Annotated in this window: 23 protein-coding genes and 1 riboswitch; of the genes, 13 read left to right on the top strand and 10 right to left on the bottom strand. The window is 60.3% G+C overall.

Annotated features, from left to right (window positions below; genetic code table 11):
* Positions 1 to 179 precede the first annotated feature (179 nt).
* Together metF and ahcY are read right to left on the bottom strand one after the other, a co-directional pair.
* Positions 180 to 1,025 carry a methylenetetrahydrofolate reductase [NAD(P)H] gene (gene metF, locus C8K63_RS12660; protein WP_108217018.1) on the bottom strand — a complete coding sequence of 282 codons (846 nt, stop codon included), beginning with the start codon at positions 1,023 to 1,025 and terminating at the stop codon, positions 180 to 182.
* A gap of 158 nt (positions 1,026 to 1,183) precedes the next feature.
* Positions 1,184 to 2,593: an adenosylhomocysteinase gene (ahcY, locus tag C8K63_RS12655; RefSeq protein ID WP_108217017.1), complete on the bottom strand. Its 1,410-nt coding sequence runs from the start codon at positions 2,591 to 2,593 to the stop codon at positions 1,184 to 1,186.
* A 23-nt stretch (positions 2,594 to 2,616) separates the two neighbouring features.
* Positions 2,617 to 2,716: riboswitch (S-adenosyl-L-homocysteine riboswitch) on the bottom strand.
* A gap of 198 nt (positions 2,717 to 2,914) precedes the next feature.
* Between ahcY and C8K63_RS12650 the strand changes: the two genes are divergently transcribed.
* Positions 2,915 to 3,319 (top strand): acyl-CoA thioesterase, encoded by a 405-nt coding sequence (locus tag C8K63_RS12650; RefSeq protein WP_007994339.1) that lies wholly within the window; start codon positions 2,915 to 2,917, stop codon positions 3,317 to 3,319.
* Between the two features lie 43 nt (positions 3,320 to 3,362).
* Here the strand turns inward: C8K63_RS12650 and C8K63_RS12645 are convergent, their stop codons facing one another.
* Entirely contained in the window at positions 3,363 to 4,532 is a 1,170-nt protein-coding gene (locus C8K63_RS12645) for an MFS transporter (RefSeq protein ID WP_108217016.1), read from the bottom strand.
* A 316-nt stretch (positions 4,533 to 4,848) separates the two neighbouring features.
* Between C8K63_RS12645 and C8K63_RS12640 the strand changes: the two genes are divergently transcribed.
* Together C8K63_RS12640 and C8K63_RS12635 are read left to right on the top strand one after the other, a co-directional pair.
* Complete coding sequence (locus tag C8K63_RS12640) at positions 4,849 to 5,682, top strand: EamA family transporter (RefSeq protein ID WP_108217015.1); 834 nt, start codon at positions 4,849 to 4,851, stop codon at positions 5,680 to 5,682.
* A gap of 49 nt (positions 5,683 to 5,731) precedes the next feature.
* The gene (locus C8K63_RS12635; protein WP_108217014.1) at positions 5,732 to 6,115 is read left to right on the top strand and encodes an MAPEG family protein; all 384 of its coding nucleotides are present in this window, start codon (positions 5,732 to 5,734) and stop codon (positions 6,113 to 6,115) included.
* Positions 6,116 to 6,180: 65 nt separating this feature from the next.
* Here the strand turns inward: C8K63_RS12635 and C8K63_RS12630 are convergent, their stop codons facing one another.
* Positions 6,181 to 7,365 carry a murein transglycosylase A gene (locus C8K63_RS12630; RefSeq protein ID WP_108217013.1) on the bottom strand — a complete coding sequence of 395 codons (1,185 nt, stop codon included), beginning with the start codon at positions 7,363 to 7,365 and terminating at the stop codon, positions 6,181 to 6,183.
* Positions 7,366 to 7,493: 128 nt separating this feature from the next.
* On the opposite strand from C8K63_RS12630, the gene C8K63_RS12625 reads away from it, so the two are divergent.
* Positions 7,494 to 7,943 (top strand): cytochrome c, encoded by a 450-nt coding sequence (locus C8K63_RS12625; RefSeq protein ID WP_108217012.1) that lies wholly within the window; start codon positions 7,494 to 7,496, stop codon positions 7,941 to 7,943.
* Between the two features lie 42 nt (positions 7,944 to 7,985).
* Here C8K63_RS12625 and C8K63_RS12620 read toward each other — a convergent pair whose 3' ends face one another.
* From C8K63_RS12620 to C8K63_RS12605, 4 genes are all read right to left on the bottom strand, one after another.
* A complete protein-coding gene (locus C8K63_RS12620) occupies positions 7,986 to 8,381 on the bottom strand; it encodes a DUF1090 domain-containing protein (RefSeq protein WP_108217011.1) in 396 nt (131 codons plus the stop codon).
* 96 nt (positions 8,382 to 8,477) lie between these two features.
* On the bottom strand, positions 8,478 to 10,157 hold the full coding sequence (ligB, locus tag C8K63_RS12615) for an NAD-dependent DNA ligase LigB (protein ID WP_108217010.1): 1,680 nt from the start codon (positions 10,155 to 10,157) through the stop codon (positions 8,478 to 8,480).
* Between the two features lie 281 nt (positions 10,158 to 10,438).
* Complete coding sequence (gene metK / locus C8K63_RS12610) at positions 10,439 to 11,629, bottom strand: methionine adenosyltransferase (protein ID WP_108217009.1); 1,191 nt, start codon at positions 11,627 to 11,629, stop codon at positions 10,439 to 10,441.
* 18 nt (positions 11,630 to 11,647) lie between these two features.
* Entirely contained in the window at positions 11,648 to 12,643 is a 996-nt protein-coding gene (locus C8K63_RS12605; RefSeq protein WP_108217008.1) for a metalloregulator ArsR/SmtB family transcription factor, read from the bottom strand.
* Between the two features lie 272 nt (positions 12,644 to 12,915).
* Between C8K63_RS12605 and tkt the strand changes: the two genes are divergently transcribed.
* The 6 genes from tkt (at position 12,916) to fba (ending at position 19,274) form a co-directional block, all read left to right on the top strand.
* A complete protein-coding gene (gene tkt, locus C8K63_RS12600) occupies positions 12,916 to 14,913 on the top strand; it encodes a transketolase (RefSeq protein ID WP_108217007.1) in 1,998 nt (665 codons plus the stop codon).
* Positions 14,914 to 15,085: 172 nt separating this feature from the next.
* Positions 15,086 to 16,144 carry an erythrose-4-phosphate dehydrogenase gene (gene epd, locus C8K63_RS12595; protein WP_108217006.1) on the top strand — a complete coding sequence of 353 codons (1,059 nt, stop codon included), beginning with the start codon at positions 15,086 to 15,088 and terminating at the stop codon, positions 16,142 to 16,144.
* 26 nt (positions 16,145 to 16,170) lie between these two features.
* The gene (locus C8K63_RS12590; protein ID WP_108217005.1) at positions 16,171 to 17,334 is read left to right on the top strand and encodes a phosphoglycerate kinase; all 1,164 of its coding nucleotides are present in this window, start codon (positions 16,171 to 16,173) and stop codon (positions 17,332 to 17,334) included.
* A gap of 35 nt (positions 17,335 to 17,369) precedes the next feature.
* The gene (locus C8K63_RS12585; protein ID WP_108217004.1) at positions 17,370 to 17,591 is read left to right on the top strand and encodes a hypothetical protein; all 222 of its coding nucleotides are present in this window, start codon (positions 17,370 to 17,372) and stop codon (positions 17,589 to 17,591) included.
* Positions 17,592 to 17,647: 56 nt separating this feature from the next.
* The gene (locus C8K63_RS12580) at positions 17,648 to 17,977 is read left to right on the top strand and encodes an MliC family protein (RefSeq protein WP_108217003.1); all 330 of its coding nucleotides are present in this window, start codon (positions 17,648 to 17,650) and stop codon (positions 17,975 to 17,977) included.
* 232 nt (positions 17,978 to 18,209) lie between these two features.
* On the top strand, positions 18,210 to 19,274 hold the full coding sequence (gene fba, locus C8K63_RS12575) for a class II fructose-bisphosphate aldolase (protein WP_108217002.1): 1,065 nt from the start codon (positions 18,210 to 18,212) through the stop codon (positions 19,272 to 19,274).
* Positions 19,275 to 19,377: 103 nt separating this feature from the next.
* On the opposite strand, the gene C8K63_RS12570 is transcribed toward fba, so the two are convergent.
* Complete coding sequence (locus tag C8K63_RS12570; RefSeq protein ID WP_108217001.1) at positions 19,378 to 20,043, bottom strand: polysaccharide lyase family 7 protein; 666 nt, start codon at positions 20,041 to 20,043, stop codon at positions 19,378 to 19,380.
* Between the two features lie 323 nt (positions 20,044 to 20,366).
* Here C8K63_RS12570 and C8K63_RS12565 point away from each other — a divergent pair, with 323 nt between their 5' ends.
* The 3 genes from C8K63_RS12565 to C8K63_RS12555 are packed head-to-tail and all read left to right on the top strand — an operon-like array spanning position 20,367 to position 23,358.
* On the top strand, positions 20,367 to 22,490 hold the full coding sequence (locus C8K63_RS12565; protein ID WP_108217000.1) for a bifunctional diguanylate cyclase/phosphodiesterase: 2,124 nt from the start codon (positions 20,367 to 20,369) through the stop codon (positions 22,488 to 22,490).
* 45 nt (positions 22,491 to 22,535) lie between these two features.
* Complete coding sequence (locus C8K63_RS12560; protein WP_108216999.1) at positions 22,536 to 23,024, top strand: YgjP-like metallopeptidase domain-containing protein; 489 nt, start codon at positions 22,536 to 22,538, stop codon at positions 23,022 to 23,024.
* Between the two features lie 37 nt (positions 23,025 to 23,061).
* Positions 23,062 to 23,358, top strand: a complete 297-nt coding sequence (locus tag C8K63_RS12555) for a helix-turn-helix domain-containing protein (RefSeq protein WP_007894945.1) — start codon at positions 23,062 to 23,064, stop codon at positions 23,356 to 23,358.
* Between the two features lie 97 nt (positions 23,359 to 23,455).
* On the opposite strand, the gene C8K63_RS12550 is transcribed toward C8K63_RS12555, so the two are convergent.
* Positions 23,456 to 23,908 carry a GNAT family N-acetyltransferase gene (locus C8K63_RS12550; protein ID WP_108216998.1) on the bottom strand — a complete coding sequence of 151 codons (453 nt, stop codon included), beginning with the start codon at positions 23,906 to 23,908 and terminating at the stop codon, positions 23,456 to 23,458.
* Positions 23,909 to 24,094 lie beyond the last annotated feature (186 nt).

Genomic DNA, 24,094 nt, shown 5'->3' with positions numbered 1-24,094 from the left:
GAAACTGACCGCAGATGCTCTAACTCCGTGGATTGCTGCACATTAATAGTGCGCTGAAAGCAAAAGATCGCAGCCTGCGGCAGCTACTACAGGGAATACACATTCCGGGGATAGGAGCTGCCGCAGGCTGCGATCTTTTGATCTTGCTTGTAGCTTTCAACTTGCAGCTTGTAGCTGCCTCAACGCGGCAATTTCAGGTTTCTCCACACCGCCAGGCTCGCTTCAGCCTGGTTCAGTGTGTAGAAGTGCAGCCCTGGAGCGCCGCCCTGCAGCAATTGTTCGCACATTTCGGTGATGACCTGTTCACCAAAGCGCTGAATGCTCTGGGTGTCGTCGCCGTAGGCTTCCAGTTGCTTGCGGATCCAGCGCGGGATTTCCGCACCGCAGGCATCGGAGAAGCGCGCCAGCTTGCTGTAGTTGGTGATCGGCATGATGCCCGGCACGATCGGGATGTTCACACCCAGCGCCCGCACACGTTCCACGAAGTAGAAGTAGCAGTCGGCGTTGAAGAAGTACTGGGTGATCGCACTGTCGGCGCCAGCGTTGGCCTTGCGCACGAAGTTGGCAACATCGTCTTCGAAATTGCGCGCTTGCGGATGCATTTCCGGGTAAGCGGCGACTTCGATGTGGAAGTGATCACCGGTTTCTTCACGAATGAATTCAACCAGGTCGTTGGCGTGGCGCAATTCACCGCTGGCCATGCCCATGCCCGAAGGCAGGTCACCGCGCAGAGCGACGATACGCTTGATGCCGGCGGCCTTGTACTCGGCCAGCAGGCCGCGCAGGTCAGCTTTGCTATCGCCCACGCAGGACAGATGCGGAGCGGCAGGGATTTTGACTTCGCTTTCGAGCTGCAACACGGTGTTCAGCGTGCGATCACGGGTCGAACCGCCGGCGCCGTAGGTGCAGGAGAAGAAATCGGGGTTGTAGGTGGCCAACTGGCGAGCAGTGGCGAGCAGCTTTTCTTGCCCGGCATCGGTCTTCGTAGGGAAGAACTCGAAGCTGTAGCGACGATCTTGGGACATGGTCATATCCTTGGAAACTCATAAGGCGGACGCTGGCCCCCTGTAGGAGCGAGCTTGCTCGCGATGGACGTCAACGATAACGCGCGCTGTCTGGATAAACGCGTTGCCTTGACGTCTTTCGCGAGCAAGCTCGCTCCTACACAGGAAGATCCGGCCGATCAGTAGCGGTAAGCGTGCGGCTTGAACGGGCCTTCGACGGTCACGCCGATGTAGTCGGCCTGGGTCTTGGTCAGTTGAGTCACGACGCCGCCGAAGCCACGGACCATTTCCAGGGCCACTTCTTCGTCGAGTTTCTTGGGCAGTACTTCAACGGTCAGGCGCTCGGCCTGCTGGGCGGGCGACAGGTCGGCGTACTTCTGGCCGAACAGGAAGATCTGCGCCAGAACCTGGTTGGCGAACGAGCCGTCCATGATGCGGCTCGGGTGGCCGGTTGCGTTGCCCAGGTTAACCAGACGGCCTTCGGCCAGCAGGATCAGGTAGTCGTCGTTCTGCGGATCGAAATCGCCAGCGCCGGTACGGTGGATCTTGTGAACCTGCGGCTTCACTTCTTCCCATGCCCAGTTCTTGCGCATGAAAGCGGTGTCGATTTCGTTGTCGAAGTGACCGATGTTGCAGACAACGGCACGCTTCTTCAGGGCTTTGAGCATGTTCGAATCGCAAACATTGACGTTGCCGGTGGTGGTCACGATCAGGTCGATCTTGCCCAGCAGTGCCTTGTCGATGCTTGCTTCAGTACCGTTGTTGATACCGTCGATGAATGGCGAAACCAGTTCGAAACCGTCCATGCAGGCTTGCATGGCGCAGATCGGGTCGACTTCGGAAACCTTGACGATCATGCCTTCCTGACGCAGGGACTGAGCGGAACCCTTGCCCACGTCGCCGTAGCCGATGACCAGCGCTTGCTTGCCGGACAGCAGGTGGTCGGTGCCGCGCTTGATGGCATCGTTCAGGCTGTGACGGCAGCCGTACTTGTTGTCGTTCTTGCTCTTGGTCACCGAGTCGTTGACGTTGATGGCCGGGATTTTCAGCTCGCCCTTGGCCAGCATGTCCAGCAGGCGGTGAACGCCGGTGGTGGTTTCTTCGGTCACGCCGTGGACGCGGTCCAGAACCTGTGGGTACTTCTTGTGCAGCAGCTCGGTCAGGTCGCCGCCGTCGTCGAGGATCATGTTGGCGTCCCATGGCTGGCCATCTTTGAGGATGGTCTGCTCAAGGCACCACTCGTACTCTTGCTCGGTTTCACCTTTCCAGGCGAAAACCGGGATGCCGGCAGCGGCGATGGACGCGGCGGCCTGGTCCTGAGTCGAGAAAATGTTGCAGGACGACCAGCGTACTTCGGCACCCAGGGCAACCAGGGTTTCGATCAGCACGGCAGTCTGAATGGTCATGTGGATGCAGCCGAGAATCTTCGCGCCCTTGAGCGGTTGCTCTTCGGAGTACTTGCGACGCAGACCCATCAGGGCTGGCATTTCGGATTCAGCGATGATGGTTTCGCGACGGCCCCAGGCAGCCAGGGACATGTCGGCGACTTTGTAATCGGTAAAATCTGCAGGCGTGATAACAGCGCTCATGAAGAGCCTCCATTCGTAATGTATGCGAATGGGCGCCGTTGTGCGTTTAGTGTCTGGCTTAAGGCCAGGCAACGCCCCATCCGAGCCTGACAGGAAGAACCTGCTGCAGCGCCCCTCGGACAGGTGGCGGGAAAACGGTATCAAGCGATGATGACCGTTTTGAAACGGTGGCGATTATAGCGGGCTATGCTGATCTTCCAAAGCGTTTCTGTTGGTCAATGTCCGAACGGTAATCGAGACCATAGTCAAAGCTCGATAGAGCTCTAGCCCGGGCTCTGCCATGATGCCAGGCATCAATCGGCAAGATGGTCAGGAGTGAATATGAATTTCCACACCCGCAAATGGGTAAAACCCGAAGACCTCAACCCTAACGGCACTTTGTTCGGCGGTAGCCTGCTGCGCTGGATCGACGAAGAGGCGGCGATCTACGCCATCGTCCAGTTGGGGAACCAGCGTGTAGTGACCAAGTACATTTCCGAAATCAACTTCGTCAGCGCCTCGCGCCAGGGCGACATCATCGAACTGGGCATCACGGCAACCGAATTCGGCCGCACCTCGATCACCCTGACATGCGAAGTGCGCAACAAGATCACCCGCAAGAGCATCCTGACCGTGGAGAAGATGGTCTTCGTCAACCTGGGTGAAGACGGCTTGCCCGCGCCCCATGGCCGAACCGAGATCAAGTACGTCAAAGACCAGTTCAAGGATGATGATGCCGCTCAGTGAGATTAGTGGCGCGCCCTTCGCGAGCATACGATCAATTTGATGCTCAGCCCGCCACATCAAGCGCAGCCGCAACGCGACGCTGGCGATAGATGAAGAACAATGCAGTCAACACGGTCAGCCCGCTGACCAGCGCACCGGTCCACGGCAAGTCCGCCAGATCCGCGCCGCTGGCCACCACCAGGCCGCCGATCCAGGCTCCGGCGGCGTTGCCGAGGTTGAAGGCGCTCTGGTTCAAGGTAGAACCCAGGTTTGGCGCCTCAATAGCCTGATCGATGATCAGCAGTTGCAGGATCGGGCACAGCGCAAAGGCGAACGTACCCCACAGCACCAGCGTGATCGCTGCCGGAATGGCCGAATGGCTGGTTTGCGTGAACGCCGCCAGCACCACCAGTACCGCCAGCGCCATGCCCACCAGTGAAGGCAGCAAGCGGCTGTCCGCCAGACGACCGCCGAGCATGCTGCCGGCGGTCAAGCCAACGCCGAACAACAGCAGCATGATGGTGACGCCGTGCGGGCTGACGCCAGTGATGTCCTGCAGGATCGGCGCAATGTAGGTGAACACACTGAACAGGCTGGTCGAAGCCAGCACACTCATGCCCAGTGCCAGCAGTACGTTGGCCTTGCCCAGCACCTTGAACTCGCTGGCCAGGTTGGCTTTATCCATCGCGATGTTCTTCGGCAACCAGACCCATTGTGCAATCGCCGCCAGTACACCGATCACCGACACCGCCCAGAAGGTCGAGCGCCAACCTGCGTATTGCCCGAGTGCGGTGCCCAGCGGCACGCCGAGCACGTTGGCCAGGGTCAGGCCGGTGAACATCATGGCAATCGCCTGGGCCCGTTTGTTGGGTGCCACCAGCCCGGCGGCGACCACCGAACCGATGCCGAAAAATGCGCCATGGCACAGTGCGGTGATCACTCGCGCGGCCATCAGCGTGGCGTAATTCGGCGCCAGCGCGCAGAGCATGTTGCCGAGGATGAACATCAGCGTCATGCCCAGCAGGGTAGCTTTGCGCGGCATGTTGGCGGTGCCGACGGCGAGGATCGGTGCGCCGAACACCACACCCAGGGCATAGCCGGTGATCAGCAGTCCGGCATCGGGAATGCTCACGCCGAGATCGCGGGCGACGTCGGGCAACAGGCCCATGATGACGAATTCGGTGGTGCCGATGCCGAAGGCGGCAACAGCGAGGGCAAGCAAAGCGAGTGGCATGCGCAAGGTCTCTGTCGGTAGTCTTGACGCTGTGATCAGGCATACGCAGGCCGACGACCGTCCTCGACGAGAGCGGGCCGGGCAGAATTTTTATTGGAATTAGTCTGTGCGCAACTGAGTGCGGCGTGGTCGCTTGCAGTATAAACAGCCACTGGTATATGGCGAATCAATTCTCTGCCGAACACTGTAGGAGCGAGCTTGCTCGCGAAGGACGTCAACGATGACGCGTGTTTGCTGGCTAACCGCGTTGCCCTTGCTTTTTTCGCGAGCAAGCTCGCTCCTACAAGGATCGTGGAGACAACAAAAGGAGTAGGCCGTGCTTGCGACGGCGTTGGTGTTGATGGCGGCGCTGTTGCACGCGGCGTGGAATACCCTGATCAAGTTCAGTGCGGAGCGGCTGTTGGTGGTGGCCTGCATGGACAGTGTGGCGCTGCTCTTTGTCGCGCTGATGTTGCCATTCCTGAGCGTGCCGCCGCTGGAGATCTGGCCGTGGATCCTGGCATCGGCGGCGTTCGAGTTGCTCTATCGCTATTTGTTGATCCAGGCCTATCGGGTCGGTGACCTCGGGCTGGTTTACCCGTTGATGCGAGGCCTGTCGCCGTTGGTGGTGCTGGCGCTGACGCTGATCTTTGCCGGGGAAGAGCTGACCCACCAACAGATTTTCGGAATCCTGCTGATCCCGTTCGGCATGCTGTGCCTGCTCTGGCAGGGCGGCGGCGGAGCGCGCCTTCCATGGTCGATGCTACCGGTGGTGGCGCTGATCGGCCTGTGCATCGGTTGCTACACCTACATCGACGGGCAGGCATTGCGGCGCTGGTCCCATCCACTGGATTACCTGGTCTGGGTCACTCTGCTCAGCGCCTGGCCGTTTCCTCTATTGGCGTTGGTGCGTAAACGACCCGCGTTCATGCTGTTCTGGCGCGAGCAGTGGCGGCTGGGCCTGGCGGTCGGGTTCTGCGTGTTGTTCAGCTACGCTTTGGTGCTGTGGGCGATGCAGTTGGGTTCGATTGCCGAGGCCGCAGCGTTGCGCGAGATCAGCGTGATTCTGGTGGTGCTGTTTGGCATGCGTTACCTGAAAGAACCGTTTGGCGGGCCACGGTTGCTCGCCTGTAGCCTTGTGATGATCGGCATACTGGTGATGAAATTTTAATCGCGCGGATGGAGTTCAACTCTCCACAACTAGAAGAAAGGACGACGTTATGACGGTGGCTCTGTGGTGCATTTTGATTGCGATTTTACTGCCGTATGTGTGTACGTGGGTCGCCAAGATCAGTGGCGGGTTCAGGCTGAAAGACAATCATGACCCTCGGGATTTTCTCGACTCTCTGGAAGGTTTGGGCAGGCGGGCACACTCGGCGCAGTTGAACAGTTACGAAGTGACGCCGGCGTTCGCGGCGGCGGTGATCGTGGCGCACCTGGTCGGCAATGCCGAACTGGTGACGATCAATGTGCTGTCGGTGTTGTTCATTACCAGCCGCCTGCTCTACATCATCTGCTACCTGGCGGACTGGGCGACGCTGCGGTCGCTGGTGTGGTTCGTGGGGATGGCGTTGATCGTGAGTTTCTTTGTGGTGTCGGTCTGACAGATCTTCGCTGACACTATTGACCTGTAGGAGCCGGCTTGCCGGCTCCTACAGTAATCAGTTGCTCAAGGATTGGCTTTAACCGCATCCGCCACCTGCGGCACTTGCGGTAGCGCCGCACCTTTGGGCCAGAGCATCCAGATTTGCCCCTGCTGCTTCATGTCTCCGGCCAATTGCCCGGCCGCATCGCCGGTGCCCCAAAACAGATCCGCCCGGACCTCGCCGGCAATGGCGCCGCCGGTGTCCTGCGCTGCCACCGGGCGAACCAGCGCGGTGCCGTCCGGTTTGGTGGTGGACAGCCACAACAGGCTGCCCAGCGGGATGACCTTGCGATCCACTGCCGCGCTGTAACCGGCGGTCAGCGGTACGTTCAGCGAGCCGCGCGGGCCTTCGTTGCTGTCCGGGTTACGGGTGAAGAACACGTAGCTGGGGTTGCTGCCGAGCAGTTCGGGAATCCGTGACGGATTGGCCTTGGCCCAGGTACTGATGGCGCCCATGGTCACGTCTTCTTTTTTCAACTCGCCCTGTTCCACCAGCCAGCGGCCAATCGGTCGATACGGATGGCCGTTCTGATCGGCGTAAGCAATGCGCAACTGGCGGCCATTGTCGAGCTGGATACGACCCGAGCCCTGGATTTGCAGGAACTGCAGGTTCATCGGATCGGTCAGCCAGGCCACGACCGGCGCCTTGACCCCTTTGCTATCAATGGTTGCCGCATCGTCGTACGGCTTGAGCACGCGACCTTCGAGCCGACCGCGCAGGCGTTTGCCCTTGAGTTCCGGGTAAATGCTGTCGAGGGCGACGATGATCATGTCTTCGGGGACGCCATAGACCGGGACATTGGCAGCGCCGGTCTGGGTCAGGCTCCCGGGATAGACCGGTTCGTAGTAGCCGGTGATCAGACCGCTGGGGTTGTCGTTGGCAGCGCGCAGGCCATAGACATCGAGGTTCTGTTTGAGAAAACCGCGAATGTCGCTGGCGGTTTGCGGCACGTTGGCAGCCGCTGCGCAGGTGCCACCCCAGACCGGGTCGGCCTTGAGTCGGGTGCAGGCGCTACGCCATGAGCCGAAGCCGGCGACCAGGTCGATGTCGGACACCGTCGGCAGCGCTTCCCATGTGGCACTGGAATAGGTCGCCAGAGCATGGGTCTTCGGTTGTTGGTTGTCGCCACCGGTGCAGCCTGCGAGCAGGGCCACCATCGGCAGGGTCCAGGCCAGACTGTGACGCCATGCCTTGATACGGCTGTTCATGGAGTGATTCCTTTGCCGGTTACCTGAGTGCTCCATGCGCTCAAGCAACCCTTATTGATAATAGGGCTATTGGTCTTTGCCGATGACGCGAGGATACTGGCCGCCGTTTCCCGTGACCTGAAGCCACCATGACTCTTAAAAGACTTTCTGTTGTATTGCTGGCCTGCCTGACGTTGTCCGCTTGTGGCGGAGTCGACCCCAACTCGCCGCTCGGCCAGCGCAAGGCCATTTTCAAGCAGATGCTCAAGACTGGCGAAGACCTGGGCGGCATGCTGCGTGGGCGCATTGCGTTCGATGGCCCGAAGTTCGCCGAGGGCTCGGTGAAACTCGATGCGCTGTCCCGTGAGCCGTGGCAACACTTTCCGCAGGTCCGCGAAGAAGATCACACCAGCGCCAAGAGCGATGTCTGGGAGCAGCAGGCGCGCTTCCAGGCCATGGCCCGTGACCTTGAATCCGCCACCGGTGAATTGGTGATCGCCAGCCAGGTTCAACCCTACAAGGCCAGTAACCTGGGGCCGTCGGTGCAGAAAGTCGAAGATGCTTGCAGTGCTTGTCATAAGGCGTTTCGGGATCATTGATTCTCGGCTGCGACGGTCTGCTGTTGTGGCGAGGGAGCTTGCTTATTTATCCAGCTCATCGAGTGCGTCCTGCAATTCCTTGCGGGCATCGGCGAGTTTGTCTTTGCGCTTGTTGATCTTGTCAGAGTCGCCTTTGCTCATGGCCTTGTCGAGGTCCGCCTGACGCTTGCTGACCTCGTGCCTGGCGTCAAGCACCTTGTTTTCCCGCTCCTTCTTCAGCGAGGCGTCGGTGCAGTTCGCCTCGACTTCGCTCAGGGCTTTTTCCAGACCGGCCTGCTGGTCGGCGTTGCCGTGGACCTTGGCCAATTCGATCTGGTTGACGATACCTTGCTTCCTGGCCGCGCAACCGGTCAGCCCCGGCGCTTCCTCGTCCGCCATCAACGGGGTGGCCAGCACACTGCAAAGGGCCAACAGGACGAGCGGTGAAAGAAATTTCATAAAAGCTCCATGTAAGAAGACAAGCGGGCCGGTGTGGCAACGGCTTGTTGGAGCCCGGCGGTCCCCTGGGGTTCCCGCTGGGCGCAAGGCTGACCGCTAAAAGCCGTCAATCCCCGCATCACGTAACGTTTCACTCAAGGCCAGGACCTGCGGATCGCTGAAAAAGGCGTTCAGTTGCGCCGCGCGTCCTGGTCCGATACCGGTCTCGGCCCGCCATTGTTCAATGTCTCGCTGCGCCAGTGCCTGCCATGAGTTGCCGAGGTGCACCTGACCTGTCGGCGGTAATCCCAAGGCTTTCAGCCAGTGCGCGAACGGGCGTTGCCGGGCTCGGTTGAAGCTGTCTGCGAGGCGAACCGCGCTGCGCTCGCCGAAACCGTCAATGGTAGCAAGCTCTTGAGCATCGAGGGCCAACCAATCCAGCAGGCCGTTCAGGCGACCTGTTGCAAGAAGTTTTTCCCAAGTGCCCGGACCCACATTGGGCAGCGCCAGCCCCTGTTTGCTGCTGAGCCAGGTCAGGCGCGCGAGGAACTGGCTCTCACAGCCCGGAGTCGGTCGCCAGCAACTCAATGAATGAAAGTCCGCTGCCAGCGGCGCGTTCAATTCGGCGCGTTCGCTGTTGCGCGATACAACGCTATCGAGCCTGGGAATGGTCAGCCCGGCCAGGCTGATGGCGACCCGGTCACCCGGACGTATGTCCAGCGCCTGCCAGCGTTGCAACGAACCGACGCTGACGTGTTTGATCTGCCGGTCATCGAGCTTCACCGGGGTCAGTTCAAGTACCGGAGTGATCCGCCCGGTCCGGCCGATTTTGAAGTGAACCTGGCGGACTTCGGCCAGTGCCTGGGCGAAGGGGTATTTCCAGGCGATGGCCCAGTAAGGTGACCTGGCCTGCCAGCGTTCGGCGGCCGGGCGCTGGTTCTGGCGCAGGACAATGCCGTCGCTGGCAAAGGGCAGGGGGGAGCGATACCAGTGTTCGCGCCAGCGTTCGGCATCGATGACGGAGGCGATCGGCTGGCTGTATGCCGTGGTACTCGGGAAGCCCAGCGCAGTCAGCGCCGCGGCACGTTCGGGCACGCTCGCCGGTCCCTGGGGCCAATCCCAGACAAACAGGTCGATGCCGGCGGCCTGTTCGGCGCTCAAGACCTTGCGCGCCATCAGGCCGGCCACCGAGGCGCGAGCATTGAGGCTGCCGGCCTGGGCCTGCACGTGATCGGTCAGGCGCCAATACAGTTCGCCTTGCACGATCACGTCCCGGGCCTGCGACAGCCGATGCGGGATGGCCGGAATCTGCCGTGCCGGAGCCGTCCAGTCCTGACCGCTTTCGCCGTCGCCACGGCTGATTGCCTGGGCCAACAGGCCGTTACGGTAAACCAGGGTCACCGCCACACCATCGATTTTAGGCTGGACCCAGACGTCCACCCGGTCACGCAGCCATTTTTCCACTGCGGGACGATCATGCAGTTTGTCCAGGCCGGTGTGGGCGATAGGGTGGGGGAGCGTGCCGCGTGCAGTGCGCAAGGGGTCTGCGGACAGGCTCAGGTTGAAGCAGTGGCGCCATTGGGTGAGTTGCGAGCGGGACTGGTCGTAGAGTTCATCGGCGACCAGTGAGCGTCCCTGGCGGTGATAGCTGTCGTCCCAGAGGTCGATTTGCTGTTGCAGTTTGTTGACTTCGTTCAGGGCGCGTTCGGATGGCCAGTCCGGGCACTCTGTGGCATTGGCGGTCAGGTGGGCAAAGGTCAGTAGAACGGCGAAAAACAGGCGCAGGTCGGAAAGCATCTTGAGCGTCCTTGCTCGGTGAGGTGCGTGAAGGCTAGGTCAGTATGGGGTGGCGCGGAGAGGGGGTATTTTGCCGGGTATTTCCGGTGGCTGTGCTGGCCTCTTCGCGAGCAGGCTCGCTCCCACAGGGATTTGCGCTTGCCCACAGATATCAGTCACGCCAAAGATCAACTGTGGGAGCGAGCCTGCTCGCGAAGGCCGCCATACGGTCTCAAGCGCAAGGCAATAAAAAGCCCCGCAAGGCGCGAACCGTGCGGGGCTTCGGGTGTTGCGGGGAAATCTTACAGGCCGGCAGCAGAACGCAGAGCGTCGGCGCGGTCGGTTTTTTCCCAGGTGAACGTGGTGAAGGTGTCGTCACCAACGGTCTTGGTTGCCGGGGTGCGACCGAAGTGGCCGTACGCAGCGGTTTCCTGATACATCGGGTGCAGCAGGTCGAGCATGGTGGTGATCGCGTATGGACGCAGGTCGAACACTTCGCGGACCAGTTTGACGATCTTGTCATCGCTGATCTTGCCGGTGCCGAAGGTGTTCAGCGAGATCGAAGTCGGCTGGGCAACGCCGATGGCGTAGGACACCTGAATTTCGCAACGCTCGGCCAGGCCGGCGGCAACGATGTTCTTGGCCACGTAACGACCGGCGTAGGCTGCCGAACGGTCAACCTTCGATGGATCTTTACCGGAGAACGCGCCGCCACCGTGACGGGCCATGCCGCCGTAGCTGTCGACGATGATCTTGCGACCGGTCAGGCCGCAGTCACCCACCGGGCCGCCGATGATGAACTGGCCGGTCGGGTTGATGTGGAACTGGGTGTCCTTGCTCAGCAGTTCGGCAGGCAGCACGTGCTTGACGATCAGCTCCATCACGCCTTCGCGCAGGTCGTTGTACGACACTTCCGGGTTGTGCTGGGTCGACAGGACAACGGCGTCGATGCCGACAACCTTGCCGTTTTCGTAGCGGCAGGTCACTTGCGACTTGGCGTCCGGACGCAGCCAAGGCAGCAGGCCGGATTTGCGGGCTTCGGCCTGGCGCTGCACCAGTTGGTGCGAGAAGGTGATCGGCGCTGGCATCAGCACGTCGGTTTCGTTGCTGGCGTAGCCGAACATCAGGCCCTGGTCGCCGGCACCCTGATCTTCAGGCTTGGCACGGTCGACACCCTGGTTGATGTCAGGGGACTGCTTGCCGATGATGTTCATCACGCCGCAGGTCGCACCGTCGAAGCCGACGTTGGAGCTGTTGTAGCCAATGCCCAGGATCACGTCACGAACGATCTGTTCCAGGTCGACCCAGGCCGAGGTGGTGACTTCGCCGGCGATGATCGCCACGCCCGTTTTCACCAGAGTCTCGCACGCCACACGGGCGAACTTGTCTTCAGCAATGATGGCGTCCAGCACCGCATCAGAAATCTGGTCGGCGATTTTGTCCGGATGCCCTTCAGACACGGACTCGGAGGTGAAAAGGGAGTATTCGCTCATCTCGATGTTTTCCTGAATTTACCGATGGTGAGTGTCGCCAGCCGGTCGCTGAAAATGGCGGACCTGGATCTGGAAACCATTGCGTAAGCCTACATAGAGGCTTTCCCCGGGAGCGAGTCCCGCAGCGGTGGCCCAACGGGCCAAATCGTCCTGTTCAAACCCCAGCCAGAGATCACCGCAGGCCTCCTTGGCCCAACTCTGGTTGTGGCTACATAACTCTGTCACTAACAGGCTACCGCCTGGTTGCAGCAAGTGGGCCATGTGCTTGAGCGCATCGGCCGGCGCGGCAAAGTGGTGCAGCACCATGTTCAGTACCACGCAATCGGCCTTGAGGCTGACGCCGTTCAATGCATCGGCCAGTTGCAGGCTAACGTTAGTCAGTTTGTCGCGTTCACAGACCTGGCGCGCCAGTTCGAGCATCGCGCTGCTGTTATCCAGCGCCGTGACCTGCGCGAAGCGGCGCGCCAGTTCCGGCAGGAATGCGCCATCGCCGGGGCCGACTTCAATGGCCGTGGCGTCTTTGTCGAAGCTCAGCTTGTCGAGCAGGGCCACCACGCTTTCGCGGTATTGCGGCAGGCCGGCGATCAAGTCTTGCTGGGCGCGAAACTTCTCCGCCACCCGTGAAAAAAAGTCCTGGCTGGCGGCCGCCCGTTGCCCATGGACCTGGGTGATGCGCGACTGTACGTCGGTCGGCAGCGTCAGGTTGTCCACTTCTTCGAGCAGGGCTGCGTGCAGTTTGCCGCCCAGCAGTTCGGTGTGGGGCAGGGCGCGACGGTAGAAGATCGCGTTGCCTTCGCGGCGCGTCGCCACCAGGCCGGCCTGGGCCAGTACCTTGAGGTGGTGGCTCATGCCTGACTGGCCGATGCCGAAGATCTGCGCCAGTTCCAGCACACCGAACGAGTCGTTGGCCAGTGCGCGCAAAACATTCAACCGCAGGGGATCGCCGCCAGCCTTGCACAAGGCCGCCAGCTCATCGCAATCGTCATGTTGAATGGAGGGCACGCGTAAATTCATAGGGCCGGCAGTCTAGTCACGGGCCGAAGGCATCGCAAGAGCAATATCAAAAAGTTTTGATATTGCTCGATAGATGGCACTTCTTGACGTTAGGTTCAGTCAACAAAGCCAGAGCAGAAAGGTTTCATCACGTTAATACGTCGTTATCCATTGGAAAAACGCCTCCAGATGACTATCTGTCATTGCCCCGAGGCGGCCCGGTGAGGGAAAATGCTCGCCTTTTTTCCGTTTCGATTTACTCACTCTTGTTTCAGAATCCCAGGAGAACAGCGATGCCTAGCCGTCGTGAGCGTGCCAACGCCATTCGTGCCCTCAGCATGGATGCCGTGCAAAAAGCCAACAGCGGCCATCCCGGTGCCCCTATGGGTATGGCAGATATCGCCGAGGTACTTTGGCGCGACTACCTCAAACACAACCCGAGCAATCCATCGTTCGCCGACCGTGACCGCTTCGTACTGTCCAACGGCCACGGCTCGATGCTGATCTACTCGCTGCTGCACCTGACCGGCTATGACCTGTCGATCGATGACCTGAAGCAGTTCCGCCAGCTGCACAGCCGCACCCCGGGCCACCCGGAGCTCGGCTACACCCCGGGCGTAGAAACCACCACCGGTCCACTGGGCCAGGGCCTGGCCAACGCCGTGGGTTTTGCCCTGGCTGAAAAAGTCATGGCAGCGCAGTTCAACCGTCCTGGCCACAACATTATCGACCACCACACCTACGTATTCCTGGGTGATGGCTGCATGATGGAAGGCATTTCCCACGAAGTCGCTTCCCTTGCCGGTACCCTGGGCCTGGGCAAACTGATCGCCTTCTACGATGACAACGGCATCTCCATCGATGGCGAAGTCGAAGGCTGGTTCACCGACGACACGCCGAAGCGCTTTGAGTCCTATAACTGGCAAGTGATCCGTAATGTCGACGGTCACGACCCGGAAGAGATCAAGACTGCGATCGACACTGCACGCAAAAGCGAGCAGCCAACCCTTATCTGCTGCAAGACCACCATCGGTTTCGGTTCGCCGAACAAGCAAGGCAAGGAAGATTGCCACGGCGCCCCGCTGGGTGACGCGGAAATCGCCCTGACCCGTGCGGCGCTGAAATGGAATCACGGCCCGTTCGAAATCCCGGCCGACATCTACGCCGAGTGGGACGCCAAGGAAACCGGTCGCGCCGTGGAAGCCGAGTGGGATCAGCGTTTCGCTGCCTACTCTGCCGCTTTCCCGACCGAAGCCAATGAATTGGTGCGTCGTCTGAGCGGTGACCTGCCAGCCGATTTCGCCGAGAAGGCCGATGCCTATATCGCCGAAGTGGCGGCCAAGGGCGAAACCATCGCCAGCCGTAAAGCCAGCCAGAACGCCCTGAACGCGTTCGGCCCGCTGCTGCCCGAGTTCCTTGGCGGCTCGGCTGACCTGGCCGGTTCCAACCTGACCCTGTGGAAAGGTTGTAAAGGCGTCACCGCCGAAGACGCCAGCGGCAACTACATGTACTACGGCGTTCGCGAATTCGGCATGACTGCGATCATGAACGGCGTAGCCCTGCACGGCGGCCTGGTGCCTTACGGCGCGACCTTCCTGATGTTCATGGAATACGCCCGTAACGCGGTACGCATGTCGGCCCTGATGAAGCAGCGCGTGATCCATGTCTACACCCACGACTCCATCGGTCTGGGCGAAGACGGCCCGACTCACCAGCCAATCGAGCAACTGGCCAGCCTGCGCTGCACGCCGAACCTCGATACCTGGCGTCCAGCCGATGCCGTTGAATCGGCGGTGAGCTGGAAGTACGCACTGGAGCGCAAGGACGGTCCTTCGGCTCTGATCTTCTCCCGTCAGAACCTGCAGCACCAGACCCGCAGCGCCCTGCAGATCGCCGACATCAGCCGTGGCGGCTACGTATTGAAGGACTGCTCAGGCGAGCCTGAGCTGATCCTGATCGCCACCGGTTCGGAAGTCGGTCTGGCCGTACAGGCCTTCGACAAACTGACCGAGCAGGGCCGCAAGGTGCGCGTGGTTTCCATGCCTTGCACCAGCGTGTTCGATGCCCAGGATGCCGGCTATAAGCAAGCGGTCCTGCCGTTGCAGGTCAGCGCGCGTATCGCCATCGAGGCTTCCCATGCCGACTACTGGTACAAGTACGTGGGCCTGGAAGGCCGCGTGATCGGCATGACCACCTACGGCGAGTCGGCGCCTGCGCCGGCTTTGTTCGAAGAGTTCGGCTTCACCCTGGAAAACATCCTGGGTCAGGCTGAAGAGCTGCTGGAAGACTAAGCACGACGCGGTGGTTTCACGACCACCGCGGTCCCCTGTAGGAGCGAGCTTGCTCGCGATGGTCGTTAACGATAACGCTGGCTGTCTGGATAAACGCGTTGTTCTGAAGTCCATCGCGAGCAAGCTCGCTCCTACAAGGGTTGTGTTGTACTTGCGCATAATCGAGAACCCCATGCCTCAACCGCGTCCCTACAAAGTTGCACTCAACGGCTACGGCCGGATTGGTCGTTGCGTCTTGCGTGCGTTGTTCGAGCGAGGCTCGACGGCTGGGTTCGAGATTGTCGCGATCAACGATCTGGCCGACATGGCCAGCATCGAATACCTGACACGCTTCGACTCCACCCACGGGCGTTTTCCCGGCGAAGTGAAGGTCGACGGCGATTGTCTGCATATCAATGGCGACTGCGTGAAGGTCCTGCGCAGTGCCACCCCCGAAGGCATCGATTGGGCGTCCCTGGACGTCGATCTGGTGCTGGAGTGCTCCGGCGCTTATCACACTCGCGAAGACGGCCAGCGTTTCCTCGACGCCGGCGCACCGCGCGTGCTGTTTTCCCAGCCGATGGCCAGCGAGACCGATGTCGACGCCACCGTCGTCTACGGCGTGAATCAGGATTGCCTGACCGGCGACGAACTGCTGGTGTCCAACGCGTCCTGCACCACCAACTGCGGCGTGCCGCTGTTGCGCCTGCTGAATCAGGCCATTGGCCTGGATTACGTATCGATCACTACCATTCACTCGGCCATGAACGATCAGCCGGTCATCGATGCCTATCACCACGAAGACCTGCGCCGCACCCGTTCGGCGTTCCAGTCGGTGATTCCGGTGTCCACCGGTCTGGCGCGTGGCATCGAACGCCTGTTGCCGGAACTTGCCGGACGAATTCAGGCCAAAGCCGTGCGGGTGCCAACGGTCAACGTGTCCTGCCTCGATATCACGATGCAGACCGCTACCGCGACCGATGCCACCGAGGTTAACCGGATCCTGCGCGAAGCCGCCACCAGCGGCCCGCTCAAAGGCCTGCTGGCCTACACCGAGCTACCCCACGCAAGCTGTGATTTCAACCATGACCCACATTCGGCGATCGTCGATGCCAGTCAGACCCGCGTTTCCGGCCCTCGGCTGGTGAACATCCTGGCCTGGTTCGACAACGAATGGGGTTTTGCCAACCGAATGCTGGACGTTGCAGAGCACTATCTGCAAACAGCGACTTCAAAAAAACCTGCTCTCTAAGATCAGCTACTCAGGAAATGCGACCCATGACCGTGTTGAAGATGTCCGACCTCGATCTGCAAGGTAAGCGCGTATTGATCCGCGAAGACCTCAACGTCCCAGTCAAGGACGGTGTTGTCACCAGCGATGCGCGTATCCTGGCCTCGCTGCCGACCATCAAGCTGGCCCTGGAAAAAGGCGCGGCCGTGATGGTCTGCTCGCACCTTGGCCGTCCGACCGAAGGCGAGTTCTCGGCCGAGAACAGCCTCAAGCCAGTCGCCGACTACCTGAGCGAGGCTCTGGGCCGTGAAGTGCCGCTGGTGGCCGACTACCTGGGCGGCGTCGACGTCAAGGCCGGCGACATCGTGCTGTTCGAAAACGTGCGCTTCAACAAGGGCGAGAAAAAGAACGCCGACGAACTGGCCCGGCAGTACGCCGCCCTGTGCGATGTGTTCGTGATGGACGCCTTCGGCACCGCTCACCGTGCCGAGGGTTCGACCCACGGCGTGGCCAAGTTCGCCAAGGTTGCCGCTGCCGGCCCGTTGCTGGCTGCTGAGCTGGATGCACTGGGCAAGGCCCTGGGCGCTCCGGCCCAGCCAATGGCGGCCATTGTTGCCGGCTCCAAGGTGTCGACCAAACTCGACGTGCTGAACAGCCTGAGCCAGATCTGCAACCAGTTGATCGTCGGCGGCGGCATTGCCAACACCTTCCTGGCCGCTGCCGGTCACCCGGTCGGCAAATCCCTGTACGAGCCGGACCTGCTCGACACCGCTCGCGCCATTGCCGCCAAGGTCAGCGTGCCGCTGCCAGTGGACGTGGTGGTTGCCAAGGAGTTCGCTGAAAGCGCCGCTGCGACCGTCAAGCTGATCGCTGACGTCGCTGCCGACGACATGATCCTGGACATCGGCCCGCAGACTGCGGCGAATTTCGCCGAGCTGCTGAAGTCGTCCAGGACTATCCTGTGGAACGGCCCGGTCGGCGTGTTCGAGTTCGATCAGTTCGGTAATGGCACCAAAGTGCTGGCCCAGGCCATCGCAGACAGCGCGGCATTCTCCATTGCCGGCGGTGGCGATACCCTGGCTGCCATCGACAAGTATGGCGTGGCCGAGCAGATCTCCTACATTTCTACCGGTGGTGGCGCGTTCCTCGAATTCGTCGAAGGCAAGGTTCTGCCAGCCGTTGAAGTCCTGGAAAGCCGGGCCAAGGCCTGAGGGTCGCCCGTTTGACCAGGCAAGGGAGTGTTTACATGGTCAAGACGTTAGCGCTGTTGATCGTCGCGGGTTCGCTGGTGGCGTGCGGGAGTAACCCGAAGGCCACACCGGAACCTGCGCCGTCCGAGTCGGACAAAGGCTGCTACCAGGCTGACTGGCAGGCCGAAACCAACCCGGTGCTCAACAAGCGCGCAGGTCCCGAGGGTCTGGACAAATACGAGACCCAGGCACCCGCCAAGGAACATGGCTGCCCTTGACGGGTCTGACTCTTTACTCAGGGCTGGCAGCGTGCGCTGTCAGCCGAGGGACACGGATGAAAGGTTTTATCGCAGTTGCGGCATTGGCGTTGTTGGCCGGTTGTGCTCAGTTGAACCTGTTCCATTCGTCCGCGCCTGTGGATAACTGGACCACCTGGACCTGCGACAGCCAGGCCAAAGTACTGTGGCGTTACACCGACGACAGCCGTGGAGAAGTCGACGTGCGCCTGGGCGGTGCCGATCAGGTCTACCGCTTGAAGCAGGAACCGGGTGCATCGGGCTCGCTGTACAGCAATGACATGCTGGCGTTTCACATAAAAGGTGAGGAAGGCCTGGTTTACTGGGTCGCCACCAATGATTTGATCGGCCGTGGTTGTCACCTGTAGGAGCGAGCATGCTCGCGATGGTCGTTAACGATAACGCTGGGGACCTGAATGCCCGCGTTGTCTGGGCCATCATCGCGAGCAAGCTCGCTCCTACAAGGGGCAGCGTTCGGCACTGATGCAACACCAAATCCGCAGCCCGGGCTCAACCCCCGATCTGCAATAACTTGAATAGCCGCCGCCGCTACGGCAGGCTGGCACGATTAACGACCCTCAACCGGGAGAGATATACAAAATGGCACTTATCAGCATGCGCCAGATGCTGGACCACGCAGCCGAGTTCGGCTACGGCGTTCCAGCCTTCAACGTCAACAACCTTGAGCAGATGCGCGCCATCATGGAAGCCGCTGACAAGACTGACTCCCCGGTGATCGTCCAGGCTTCGGCCGGTGCTCGCAAATACGCCGGCGCGCCGTTCCTGCGTCACCTGATCCTGGCAGCCATCGAAGAGTTCCCGCACATCCCGGTGTGCATGCACCAGGACCACGGCACCAGCCCTGACGTCTGCCAGCGCTCCATTCAACTGGGCTTCAGCTCGGTGATGATGGACGGTTCCCTGGGCGAAGACGGCAAGACCCCGACCGACTACGACTACAACGTGCGTGTGACCCAACAAACCGTGGCCATGGCTCACGCCTGCGGCGTTTCGGTAGAAGGCGAGCTGGGCTGCCTGGGTTCGCTGGAAACCGGCATGGCCGGTGAAGAAGACGGTATCGGCGCCGAAGGCGTTCTGGATCACAGCCAGATGCTGACCGACCCGGAAGAAGCCGCTGACTTCGTAAAACGCACTCAGGTCGATGCCCTGGCCATCGCCATCGGCACCAGCCACGGCGCCTACAAGTTCACCAAGCCACCTACTGGCGACGTGCTGGCCATCGACCGCATCAAGGAAATCCACAAGCGCATTCCGAACACTCACCTGGTGATGCACGGTTCGTCTTCGGTTCCGCAAGAGTGGCTGGCGATCATCAACCAGTACGGCGGCGACATGAAGGAAACCTACGGCGTACCGGTTGAAGAAATCGTCGAAGGCATCAAGCACGGCGTGCGCAAGGTCAACATCGACACCGACCTGCGCCTGGCATCCACTGGCGCAATGCGTCGCCTGATGGCCACCAACCCGAGCGAGTTCGACCCGCGTAAATTCTTCGGCGCCACCGTGACCGCCATGCGCGATGTGTGCATCGCTCGCTACGAAGCCTTCGGTACTGCCGGCAACGCTTCGAAGATCAAGGCGATCTCCCTGGAAGGGATGTACCAGCGTTACCTGAAAGGTGAGTTGAACGCCAAGGTCAACTAAGACTGAGCGTTAAGCTGCCTTGATGAAAAACCCGCCGAGAGGCGGGTTTTTTGTGGGCGACACGATCATTGTAGGAGCGAGCTCGCTCCTACAGTTTGTGTGTTTATTGATTGTGATCAATATCCAGCTTGCTGAACGTCACTTCCCCGCCTTCGCTTGTGTACCCCGTATTGTCCTGCACATAGACGCCGGCCTTGAAGTACAGGGGCTTATCACGCCACATCGTGCTGATATCGGTATTCCACTGATAGCCCGCCGCACTGATGCCCAAGGCACCGCCGGGGCTGAGGTGGATGAGGTAGGAGAATTCCTGATTGAGTTTCACGCCGGTGGCGATGGTGATGACTCGGGGGGTGTCGTCGGGGTGCATACGGACTTTGGCGACGATATTGCCGGTCGAGCTGTCGGTTTTGTATTGATACTCGACCTTCACCATGGGCTTCTGGCTGTTATAGGCGTGGATCTGGCCAATGACGATCTTGCCCGAGCTGGGTACCTGGCTGACCGAAAGGGTCGCATGCAGGGAGTTGTCAGCGTCGGGGTAGTACCAGTTTTTCAACGTGCCGTTGCTGTAGGTTTCACGCAATTCGGTGCGTGGGTAAATCGCGTTTTCGGTACGTGAACCGGTCACGGGCGCCCAGAAAAACAATGTGCCGGTGTCGGAGTGGAAGTATTGATCCTTGAAGCCATCCACCAGTTTGGCGGTTTCGACGGTGTACGGCGGGTTGCCAACGGGAACGCTGAGGTTCCAGCTTGCGAGATCGATCATGTCGGTTCTTCCACTCGATTCATGCTGCACAGGTGTGCCAGAAGCTCTAGACCGCACCTTTAGGGGGTGCCTTTATAAGCGTAGCGGGATATTTTGTTAACGCTCGTCTGACGGGTGGTTGACGTCAACATCCTGTCGAAATGCCAGCTTCCCGGTTTTCATGGAGCTGAACCATCGACCGTTAGTCGGTAAAAAGACACAATGATTATATGATGGCTTACTGACACCTTCTGCTTTTGCAGAACCGGGTCTAGAGTGATGGCACCGTATTTGTCCGGTTTTCACGAGAAGCCGGCCTGACACCCCGCAATTAGAGAGGCAGCATGGAATGCGCGCAACCCACGCCAGTAGAAGGCGGCTCAACCCTTTTAGTCGTCGATGATTACCCTGAAAACCTGATCAGCATGCGCGCGTTGTTACAGCGCCAGGACTGGCGGGTCATGACTGCCGCCTCGGGTTTCGAGGCCCTCGGCTTGTTGCTTGAACACGATATCGACCTGGTGCTGCTGGACGTGCAGATGCCGGGCATGGACGGCTATGAAGTGGCGCGCCTGATGCGCGGCAGCCAGCGGACCCGTCTCACGCCGATCATTTTCCTGACCGCCAACGAACAGTCCCAGGACGCGGTGATCAAGGGCTATGCCAGTGGTGCGGTGGATTACCTGTTCAAGCCGTTCGACCCCCGGATCTTCACGCCCAAGGTCCAGGCGTTGCTCGAACACCAGCGTAACCGCCGGGCCTTGCAGCGCCTGAGTCATGATCTGGAATCCGCTCGTGCCTTTAATGCGTCGGTGCTGGATAACGCTGCCGAAGGCATTCTGGTATTGGGTGAGGACGGTCTGATTCGTTTTGCCAATCCGGCGATGTCACGGCTGCTCAATGCCACGGTGCAGGAACTGCAAGGCAAGGAGTTTCTGGACTACCTGCAAAAACCGCATATCCCGATCTGGGCCGATTCCGAGTTGCTGGCCGGATACAAACGCGGCGAAACCCTGCGCCTGCACGATGCCCTGCTACGAACGGCGCCCGGCCAGCAGGTGCCGGTGGCCTTGTCCTGCGCGCCATTGCCTGCCGAGCAACATGCGATGGTAGTGACCGTGCTGGACATGTCGGTGGTGCGCCATCTGCATCAGCAACTGGAGTTTCAGGCGGTCACCGATCCGCTGACCGGATTGCTCAACCGCCGGGGTTTCTACCAGACCGTGGAGAACCTGCTGTTGCGCGGTGAGCGCTCCGACAGTTGCTGGGTCTTGATGTACCTGGACCTCGACGGCTTCAAGCGCGTCAATGATTCGCTCGGGCACGATGCCGGCGATCGGGTGCTGCGCTGGGTCTGCGAACAGTTGAAGGCCTGCCTGCGGCCCTTCGACATTCTGGCGCGGATGGGCGGCGACGAATTCACCGCGCTGCTGGATCTGGAGTTCCCCGAGCAGGCGGCGAAGATTGCCGAGAAGCTCATCGAGCGAGTGTCGATCTGTCAGCAGATCGATGGCCTCGATATCGTGCTGGGTGCCAGCATCGGCATCGCTACGTTCCCTGATTGTGGCGCCAATCTCGACGGGATGCTGCGGGCGGCCGACATTGCCATGTACGAAGCCAAGCGTGCCGGTCGCCAGCAATATCGCTTCTACGATCACGAAATGAACGGCCGGGCGCGCTCGCGGCTGATGCTGGAAGAAAGTGTGCGAACCGCCATTGAGAATCGGGATTTCAATCTGGTGTATCAGCCTCAGGTGGCGATTGCCGACGGGCGGATTCGTGGCTTCGAGGCCTTGTTGCGCTGGCAGCATCCGAGCGTTGGCGATGTACCCCCGGGGCTGTTTTTGCCATTACTGGAGGAGGCGCGGCTGATCAGTCGCCTGGGCAGCTGGATCTACCATCGCTGCGCCGGGCAACGCAAAGCCTGGGAGTCCCTGTTTACCGAGGACCTGGTGCTCGGCGTCAGTTTGAGCAGTACGCAGTTCGGCATGCCCAACCTGGTCACCGAGTTGCGCCAGGTGCTTGAGCGTAATGACTTGCAACCGCGTCATCTGGAAGTCGAGGTCACGGAAGAGGCCTTGATGCACAACCCCGAAGAAACCCGCAAGCAATTGCGCCTGCTGCACAATCTGGGCGTACGAGTGGCACTGGATGACTTCGGGGCCGGCCCCTGCTCCCTGACGCACTTGCGCGACCTGGAGCTGGATACCCTCAAGATCGATCGCCATTTGATCGCCCGGTTGCCAGAGTCGGTACGGGATGCGGCGCTGGTGCGCAGTGTGATCGACCTGTGCAAACAGTTCGGGATGCTGGTGATTGCCGAAGGGGTCGAAACCGCCGCGCAGTTTGAATGGCTGCAAGCCAATGGCTGTGAATATGTGCAAGGTTTTCTGGTGGCCCGGCCGATGATGGCCGAAGACACCGGGGTCTTTGCCCAGCCATTTGACTGGAGCGCGCTGGCCCGCTGAATTCGCTACACTGGCGACCTTTCAGTGACCTGTATTGCCGCCCCGATGACCGTGTTGAAATATCTCCAGGCCTATCCCGCCACATTGCAGGATTCGGTGCGCCAGCTGATCGCCGACGGTCGGCTGGGCGATTACCTGAGCCAGCGTTACCCGCAAAAGCACGGGGTGCAGAGCGACAAGGCGCTGTACACCTATGCCCTGGACCTCAAGCAGGAATACCTGCGTAATGCCCCGGCCATCGACAAGGTGCTGTTCGACAACCGCTTGGACCTGACCCACCGTGCCCTTGGCCTGCACACCACGATTTCCCGGGTGCAGGGCGGCAAGCTCAAGTCCAAGAAAGAAATCCGCATCGCGTCGCTGTTCAAGGAAGCGCCTTGCGAGTTCCTGAAAATGATCGTGGTGCATGAGCTGGCGCACTTCAAGGAGTCGGACCACAACAAGGCCTTCTACAAACTGTGCGAGCACATGCTGCCGGGTTATCACCAGGTGGAATTTGATGTGCGGGTGTACCTGACGTGGCGGGATCTGTAGGAGCTGCCGCAGGCTGCGATCTTTTAAGGAGCAATGAATGGACGTGAGCAAGACCAAGAGCAGCTTCTACCGCCGGTTGTACGTGGCGTACCTGATCGACAGCGGGCTGGCCAGCAGTGTTCCGGCGCTGACCGAGGTCACCGGCATGCCCCGGCGCACGGCACAGGACACCATCGCGGCGCTGGCGGATCTGGATATTGTCTGTGAATTCGAGCAGGAAGAGGGTGCGCGCAACCATGCGGGGCGCTATCGGATTCGCGAGTGGGGTGCGATCGATCGCGGGTGGATCGAGCGTAATCTGCGGCAGATCAAGGCGGTGCTGGAGTATCCCTGAGTATTGGCGGCATCTGTGCTGACGCCTTCGCTGGCAAGCCAGCTCCTACAGGATTCACATAAACCCTGGAGGAGCTGGCTTGCCAGCGAAGGGGCCTTCAGGAGCGACGCATGCCAATGTGCGGAATGCCATCCTCGACAAACTCCTCGCCCGTCACGACAAAACCGTACCGCCCGTAATACCCCTGCAAATGCGTCTGGGCCGAGAGGTAGATCGGCGTTTGCGGCCAGCGCTCTTCAATCTGCTCCAGCGCCTGGTCCATCAACGCGTGTCCAAGCCCGGCGCCTCGTGCATGTGGAGCAATGACCACCCGACCGATCACTACGTCCCCGCCTTGCAGTTCCGGGTCGAGTAGCCGCAGATAGGCCACCAGTTGATTGCCGTCCCAGGCCATCAAGTGACAAGTGTCACCTTCCAGGTCCTGGCCATCCACGTCTTGATAGGCGCATTGCTGCTCGACGACGAACACTTCTGCACGCAGCTGCAAAATGGCGTACAGCTGCTCCTTGCCCAGGTCGCTGTGGTGTTTGCAGATCCAATCGACTGTCATGTTTTGATTCCCTGAAAACGTCGTTCCGATACTAAGCGCAGTCACGCCAGATGTCTTTATGGCGGAAGAATCTGTGACATAGGCCAAAATGCCATCATTCATTTCTCGCGCGGATGTCTTCTTTGTGTAATCTGGATCGAAGCGCTGTGCTGTGGCTTCGATGAGCTAATGTTGAGTACCCGGGCT

Origin of the sequence: Pseudomonas sp. GV085 (genome assembly GCF_003050925.1) — a bacterium.
Classification (GTDB): Bacteria; Pseudomonadota; Gammaproteobacteria; order Pseudomonadales; family Pseudomonadaceae; genus Aquipseudomonas.
Note: the sequence above shows the minus strand (reverse complement) of the source record. Positions and strands in the feature narration are given on the sequence as shown.

Coding starts and splice junctions, on each gene's coding strand:
- metF (WP_108217018.1), bottom strand. CDS start 1,025: ATGTCCCAAGATCGTCGCTACAGCTTCGAGTTCTTCCCTACGAAGACC.
- ahcY (WP_108217017.1), bottom strand. CDS start 2,593: ATGAGCGCTGTTATCACGCCTGCAGATTTTACCGATTACAAAGTCGCC.
- C8K63_RS12650 (WP_007994339.1), top strand. CDS start 2,915: ATGAATTTCCACACCCGCAAATGGGTAAAACCCGAAGACCTCAACCCT.
- C8K63_RS12645 (WP_108217016.1), bottom strand. CDS start 4,532: ATGCCACTCGCTTTGCTTGCCCTCGCTGTTGCCGCCTTCGGCATCGGC.
- C8K63_RS12635 (WP_108217014.1), top strand. CDS start 5,732: ATGACGGTGGCTCTGTGGTGCATTTTGATTGCGATTTTACTGCCGTAT.
- C8K63_RS12630 (WP_108217013.1), bottom strand. CDS start 7,365: ATGAACAGCCGTATCAAGGCATGGCGTCACAGTCTGGCCTGGACCCTG.
- C8K63_RS12625 (WP_108217012.1), top strand. CDS start 7,494: ATGACTCTTAAAAGACTTTCTGTTGTATTGCTGGCCTGCCTGACGTTG.
- C8K63_RS12620 (WP_108217011.1), bottom strand. CDS start 8,381: ATGAAATTTCTTTCACCGCTCGTCCTGTTGGCCCTTTGCAGTGTGCTG.
- ligB (WP_108217010.1), bottom strand. CDS start 10,157: ATGCTTTCCGACCTGCGCCTGTTTTTCGCCGTTCTACTGACCTTTGCC.
- metK (WP_108217009.1), bottom strand. CDS start 11,629: ATGAGCGAATACTCCCTTTTCACCTCCGAGTCCGTGTCTGAAGGGCAT.
- C8K63_RS12605 (WP_108217008.1), bottom strand. CDS start 12,643: ATGAATTTACGCGTGCCCTCCATTCAACATGACGATTGCGATGAGCTG.
- tkt (WP_108217007.1), top strand. CDS start 12,916: ATGCCTAGCCGTCGTGAGCGTGCCAACGCCATTCGTGCCCTCAGCATG.
- epd (WP_108217006.1), top strand. CDS start 15,086: ATGCCTCAACCGCGTCCCTACAAAGTTGCACTCAACGGCTACGGCCGG.
- C8K63_RS12590 (WP_108217005.1), top strand. CDS start 16,171: ATGACCGTGTTGAAGATGTCCGACCTCGATCTGCAAGGTAAGCGCGTA.
- C8K63_RS12585 (WP_108217004.1), top strand. CDS start 17,370: ATGGTCAAGACGTTAGCGCTGTTGATCGTCGCGGGTTCGCTGGTGGCG.
- C8K63_RS12580 (WP_108217003.1), top strand. CDS start 17,648: ATGAAAGGTTTTATCGCAGTTGCGGCATTGGCGTTGTTGGCCGGTTGT.
- fba (WP_108217002.1), top strand. CDS start 18,210: ATGGCACTTATCAGCATGCGCCAGATGCTGGACCACGCAGCCGAGTTC.
- C8K63_RS12570 (WP_108217001.1), bottom strand. CDS start 20,043: ATGATCGATCTCGCAAGCTGGAACCTCAGCGTTCCCGTTGGCAACCCG.
- C8K63_RS12565 (WP_108217000.1), top strand. CDS start 20,367: ATGGAATGCGCGCAACCCACGCCAGTAGAAGGCGGCTCAACCCTTTTA.
- C8K63_RS12560 (WP_108216999.1), top strand. CDS start 22,536: ATGACCGTGTTGAAATATCTCCAGGCCTATCCCGCCACATTGCAGGAT.
- C8K63_RS12555 (WP_007894945.1), top strand. CDS start 23,062: ATGGACGTGAGCAAGACCAAGAGCAGCTTCTACCGCCGGTTGTACGTG.
- C8K63_RS12550 (WP_108216998.1), bottom strand. CDS start 23,908: ATGACAGTCGATTGGATCTGCAAACACCACAGCGACCTGGGCAAGGAG.